The following is a 4,826-nucleotide window of genomic DNA, read 5'->3' on the forward strand; positions in this document are numbered from 1 at the left end:
GGGGCCGGGGGTTTTTCGGGGGGCCCGGTTGGTGGGGAAAAAAAAAAAAAAAAACACCCCCCCCCCCCCCCCCCCCCCCCCCCCCCCGCCTCCTGCTCATTACTGTGATCAGTTGTGCCCAAAACGGCGCTGGTGCTTGCGCGCCACATCGGCCGGGCTGCCCTGCGCGGGGGACTGCGGCTGCGTCTGGGCCTCGAAGGAGCTGCTCTTCTCGGCCTGCTGCTCAGCACGGTCCTGCTGCGAGGGCTGCTTGCGGCTGTTCTTGTTCTTGGCCATGGGATGCCTCCTGAAAGGTCTCGGTGCCAGGGCCGCGACCAGACAAACACAGTGGGGCATTCCGCGCATTTTGGATCATTGCCGTACGTAATCGTTCGTACCGGGACGCCATCGGGAGTAACTTCCGAGGCAACTTCGCTTCCCGCCGCGCCGATGATCGAGTTCCGGCCGTTAAGCCTCGCGAGGTCGGGCAGACTCGATAGAAACCCGTATGCCTGCCGATCCTTGTTATTTTCCGAGGTTCCAGAAAGAGGGTGGAACGCGTGGACCGCTGCGTCGTCCTGGTGGACGCCGGCTACTTGCTGGGCGCCGCCGCGAGTCTGCTGGCCGGGGAGCCGGCCCGCTCGCGCATCACCGTCGATCACGCTGCCCTCATCCAGGGCCTGCGCGAACGCGCCGAGGCCGATACGCAGCAGCCGCTGCTGCGCATCTACTGGTTCGACGGCGCCCCCGACCGGGTCCCCCAGCCGGAGCACCGCCGGCTGCGCGTGATGCCCCGGGTCACCGTCCGGCTGGGTGCCCTGACCCGCAGCGACGGCCGCTGGGCCCAGAAGGGCGTCGACGCGGCCATGCACGCGGAACTCACCGAGCTGGCCAGAAATCGCGCATGCTCCGACATCGTCCTGGTCACCGGCGACGGTGATCTGCTACCCGGCCTGATGTCCGCCAAGGAACACGGCGTGGCCGTCCACCTGTGGGCGGTGCAGGCCGCCGACGGCGACTACAACCAGTCCGAGGACCTGGTCGCGGAGGCCGACGAGCGCCGCGTCCTGGACCGGGTGTGGATCACCAGGGCGGTACGGGCCAAGGAGTACGGCGGCATCTGCGCCCCGCCGCCGGTGCCCCGCCCCGAGATCGCCGCCATCCTCTCCGCGCCGCTGCCCGAGTCCGCACTCGCCGCGCAGGCGGAGGCGCAGGCCAGGGTGGAGGCGCAGGCCCAGGCCGAAGCGGCCTCCCGCAACGGCGCGGGCCCCGCACCGGCCCCCGCCCGCAACGGCACCGAGGCACCCACCGCCGGCACCGGCAGGGGAGTGCCCACCCCCAAGGACCTGGCCGGGCTGCGCGGCCCCGGCATCCAGCCGGCCCAGCACCCGCAGCACCCGGCGACCCCGCACCCGGCCAACGCCACCCTGCGCTGGTCCTCCGACAAGGGCTGGGCCGAGCGCCCGGGCGGCCCCTCACTGGGCGAGCCTCCCGAAACGGCCTCGCTGCCCACCCTCGCCCAGCTCACCAGCGCCGAGCAGCGCTGGGCGGACCGCGAAGAGGACATCACCACGGTCGGCGGCGACCCCTTCGAGGTGGGGCAGGTCTTCGCCCGCCGCTGGATGGAACGGCTGCCGGAACCGGGCCACACCCAGAAGCTCTCCACCATGTACCCCCGCATCCCGCACCGCATCGACGGCGAACTGCTGCGGTACGCGGCCCGGTTCGGACTGCTCGCCCACAAGGACGACCAGATCGACGAGCACGACAGGTACGCGATCCGGGCCGGGTTCTGGCGCGAGATCGACGTACGGGCGGCGGCCGAGCACGTGGCGGTCCCGGAATAACGGCCCCGGGGGCGTTTTGGGACTTTGGTACCGCGTAGGCTCGTGGCTCGTGAGTACGGGCGCAGCAAGGGTGACAGCGGGGGCGACGACGCCGCCGCGCGAGCGGGCCGCGGTGTGCGCGGTCGAGGACCTGGTCAAGGTCTATCCCGCGGCGCGCGCCCGGCGCGGAGCGCCCGCCGTGCCCGAGGTACGGGCCAGCGACGGCATCTCGCTGACCGTCGGGCGGGGCGAGATCTTCGGGCTGCTCGGGCCCAACGGGGCGGGCAAGACCACCCTCGTACGACAGCTGACCGGGCTGATGCGGCCGGACTCCGGCCGGGTCGACGTCCTGGGCCACGACCTCGTGCGCCACCCCGAGCGGGCCGCCAGGCTGCTCGGCTACCTCGGCCAGGAGAGCACCGCGCTCGACGAGCTGACCGTGGCGCTGGCCGTGGAGACGACGGGCCGGCTGCGCGGGCTGAGCGCCCGGGAGGCGCGGGCCGAGCGCGACGACGTACTCGAAGAACTCGGGCTGACCCCGATCGCGGGCAAGGCCCTCAAGAAACTCTCCGGCGGGCAGCGGCGGCTGGCGTGCTTCGCGACCGTACTGGTCGGCGAGCGGCCGGTGCTGGTCCTGGACGAACCCACCACCGGCATGGACCCCGTCGCCCGGCGCGCGGTGTGGGCCGCCGTCGACCGGCGGCGGGCCGAGCGCGGTGCGACGGTGCTGCTGGTCACCCACAACGTCATCGAGGCGGAGACCGTCCTCGACCGGGTCGCGGTCCTGGAGCGCGGGCGGGTCATCGCCTGCGACACCCCGGCCGGGCTCAAGGCGCAGGTCGCCGACGAGGTACGGGTGGAACTGGTGTGGCGGGAACGGGCCCCGCTGGAGGTGCCCGAAGTGGCCGCGCTGCGCGGTCTGGGAGACGGCAGGCTGCAGGAGTCCGGGCGCCGCTGGGTGCTGCGGCTGGCGCCGGACGAGGCACGGGCCGCGGTCGCCGCGGTCACCGGGGGCGCCGCTTTCGCCTCCCTCGACGACTTCACGCTGGCCACCCCGAGCCTGGAGGACGTGTACCTCGCGCTCGGTGGCGGGCGTACGGAAGGGCTGGTCAAGGCGTGAGTACGGTGTCGGGCGTCGAGGCGGGTGCGGCTGTGGCCGCCGGTGTTCCGGTGGATGTGCGGGGTGCCGGGGCTGCGGGTGCGGGTGCGGGTGCCGCCGAGCTGGCGCCTCGGGCGCGGTTCCTGCCTTCGCTGGCCGCCGTGTACCGGGCGCAGCTGTCCCGGGCCCGGGTGGCGCGCATTCCGCTGCTCTTCGTGGCGACCTTCCAGTCCGTCGGGATCATGATCCTGATGCGCGGGGTCGTGGACGGGGGCGCCGAGGCGCGTGCCGTGGTGGCCGGGTCGAGCGTGCTGGTCGTCGCCTTCGTGGGGCTGAACCTGCTGGCCCAGTACTTCGGGCAGCTGCGGGCCAGCGGCGGGCTCGACCACTACGCGACGCTGCCGGTGCCGCCCGCCGCCGTGGTGCTCGGGGCGGCCGGGGCGTACGCCTCCTTCACCGTGCCCGGGACGCTCGTCACGGCGGGCATCGGGTGCGCGCTCTTCGGACTGCCGGTCGGGCACCTGTGGGTGTTGGTGGCGGTGATCCCGCTGGCCGGGGCGGCGCTGGCCGGGCTCGGGGCGGCGCTGGGGCTACTGGCGCCGAGGCCCGAACTGGCCACGCTGCTCGGGCAGTTGGGGATGTCGGCAGCGCTGCTGCTCGGCGTGCTGCCCGCCGAGCGGATGCCTGCGGTGATCTCGTACGCCCGTGATCTGCTGCCCTCGACGTACGGCGTGGAAGCCTTCGCCCGGACCTTCGACGCGCATCCTGACTGGGCGGCGGTCGGGGTGGACCTCGCGGTGTGCGCGGGGGTGGGCGTGGTGTCCCTCGCCGTGGCCACGTGGGCCTACCGGCGGGCAGCGGTGCGCTGAGGCGGCCGGGTGGGGCGTCCGGTGAGGCGGGCCCCGGGGGTGCCTGGCACGATGTCAGGGTGACCGCACCTCTGACACCGCCTCACCAGCCCTCGCCCCACGACCCCTGGCAGACGCCGGCCGGGTACGGGGAGCCGTACGACAAGGCCGCTTCCGGGGCCGGGCCTGGTTCCGGACGCGGGTCCGGGTCCAGTGCCGATGATTCGGGGGATCCCGGGTTGGGCACGGAGATCGTGCGCGGTGCGGTGGTGATGCTGATCATGGCGGTGGCCGGGGTGGCGCTGGGGCTGCTGTGGGCCTGGCTGGCGCCGAAGGTGCCGCTGGTTTCGACCGACAAGGCCGTCTTTCTGAAGGACACCGAGGGCGAGGAAGCGGCCGGGGCGGACGCGGTCTTCGCTCTGCTGGGCATTGCTCTCGGGCTGATCAGTGCGGTGGTTGTTTTTCTGTTGTACCGGCGGGGCGGGATTCCGTTGGTGATCGGGCTGCTGCTGGGCGGGCTGCTGGGGTCGGCGGTGGGGTGGCTGACGGGGGAGCACTGGTTCGGGCCTTCGTCGGACGTCGTCGCGGCGGCGAAGGTGGTGGGGGCCGGGGTGGCCTTCGACGCGCCGTTGAAGATGGGGGCGATGGGGGTGTTGCTGGTGTGGCCGTTTGCGGCTGTGCTGGTGCATTTGGGGCTTACGGCGGTTTGGGGGGTTCGGGATCCTGAGCCGGAGTGGGGGTATTACGGGATGCCAGCGGATTCGCAGCCGCAGGGGGAGAGGGAGTCGGGTTCGGGGGAGCAGGGGGCTCGGCCTCCGGAGTAGGGCGGGGGCCTTGGCGCGCGGCCCGGACCTGTTGTGCGGCGTCGCGCCTGCGGCGGGCTTTGCCCCTCCCCGCCCCTTCCCTAGACCGCTGGCCGCGGGGCCGGGGGTTCGTTACGCGCGGGTCGAGTGTGGTTGCTCGCGCAGTTCCCCGCGCCCCCAAAGACAACCACTCGTGCCCAGCGCCGCGGGGGGGGCCCCCAACACCTCAGACGCCACGGAGGGGGGAAACCGCGAGCAAAAAAAAAAAAAA

The 4,826-nt window shown here is 72.8% G+C and carries 5 protein-coding genes; 4 read left to right on the top strand and 1 reads right to left on the bottom strand.

The features are described from left to right. Positions 1-108: 108 nt before the first annotated feature. Complete coding sequence (locus tag ACZ5PB_RS15655; protein WP_468691399.1) at positions 109-276, bottom strand: hypothetical protein; 168 nt, start codon at positions 274-276, stop codon at positions 109-111. A gap of 254 nt (positions 277-530) precedes the next feature. On the opposite strand from ACZ5PB_RS15655, the gene ACZ5PB_RS15660 reads away from it, so the two are divergent. The 4 genes from ACZ5PB_RS15660 (at position 531) to ACZ5PB_RS15675 (ending at position 4,576) form a co-directional block, all read left to right on the top strand. Then, positions 531-1,826: an NYN domain-containing protein gene (locus ACZ5PB_RS15660; protein WP_468691400.1), complete on the top strand. Its 1,296-nt coding sequence runs from the start codon at positions 531-533 to the stop codon at positions 1,824-1,826. A 112-nt stretch (positions 1,827-1,938) separates the two neighbouring features. After that, positions 1,939-2,925, top strand: coding sequence for an ABC transporter ATP-binding protein (locus ACZ5PB_RS15665; protein WP_468691568.1), 987 nt, complete (start codon positions 1,939-1,941; stop codon positions 2,923-2,925). A 50-nt stretch (positions 2,926-2,975) separates the two neighbouring features. Continuing rightward, a complete protein-coding gene (locus tag ACZ5PB_RS15670) occupies positions 2,976-3,773 on the top strand; it encodes an ABC transporter permease (RefSeq protein ID WP_468691570.1) in 798 nt (265 codons plus the stop codon). A 218-nt stretch (positions 3,774-3,991) separates the two neighbouring features. Beyond that, a complete protein-coding gene (locus ACZ5PB_RS15675) occupies positions 3,992-4,576 on the top strand; it encodes a DUF2567 domain-containing protein (protein ID WP_468691401.1) in 585 nt (194 codons plus the stop codon). The last annotated feature ends 250 nt before the right edge of the window (positions 4,577-4,826 follow it).

It is taken from the genome of Streptomyces sp. NPDC032721 (assembly GCF_055579625.1).

Coding starts and splice junctions, on each gene's coding strand:
- ACZ5PB_RS15655 (WP_468691399.1), bottom strand. CDS start 276: ATGGCCAAGAACAAGAACAGCCGCAAGCAGCCCTCGCAGCAGGACCGT.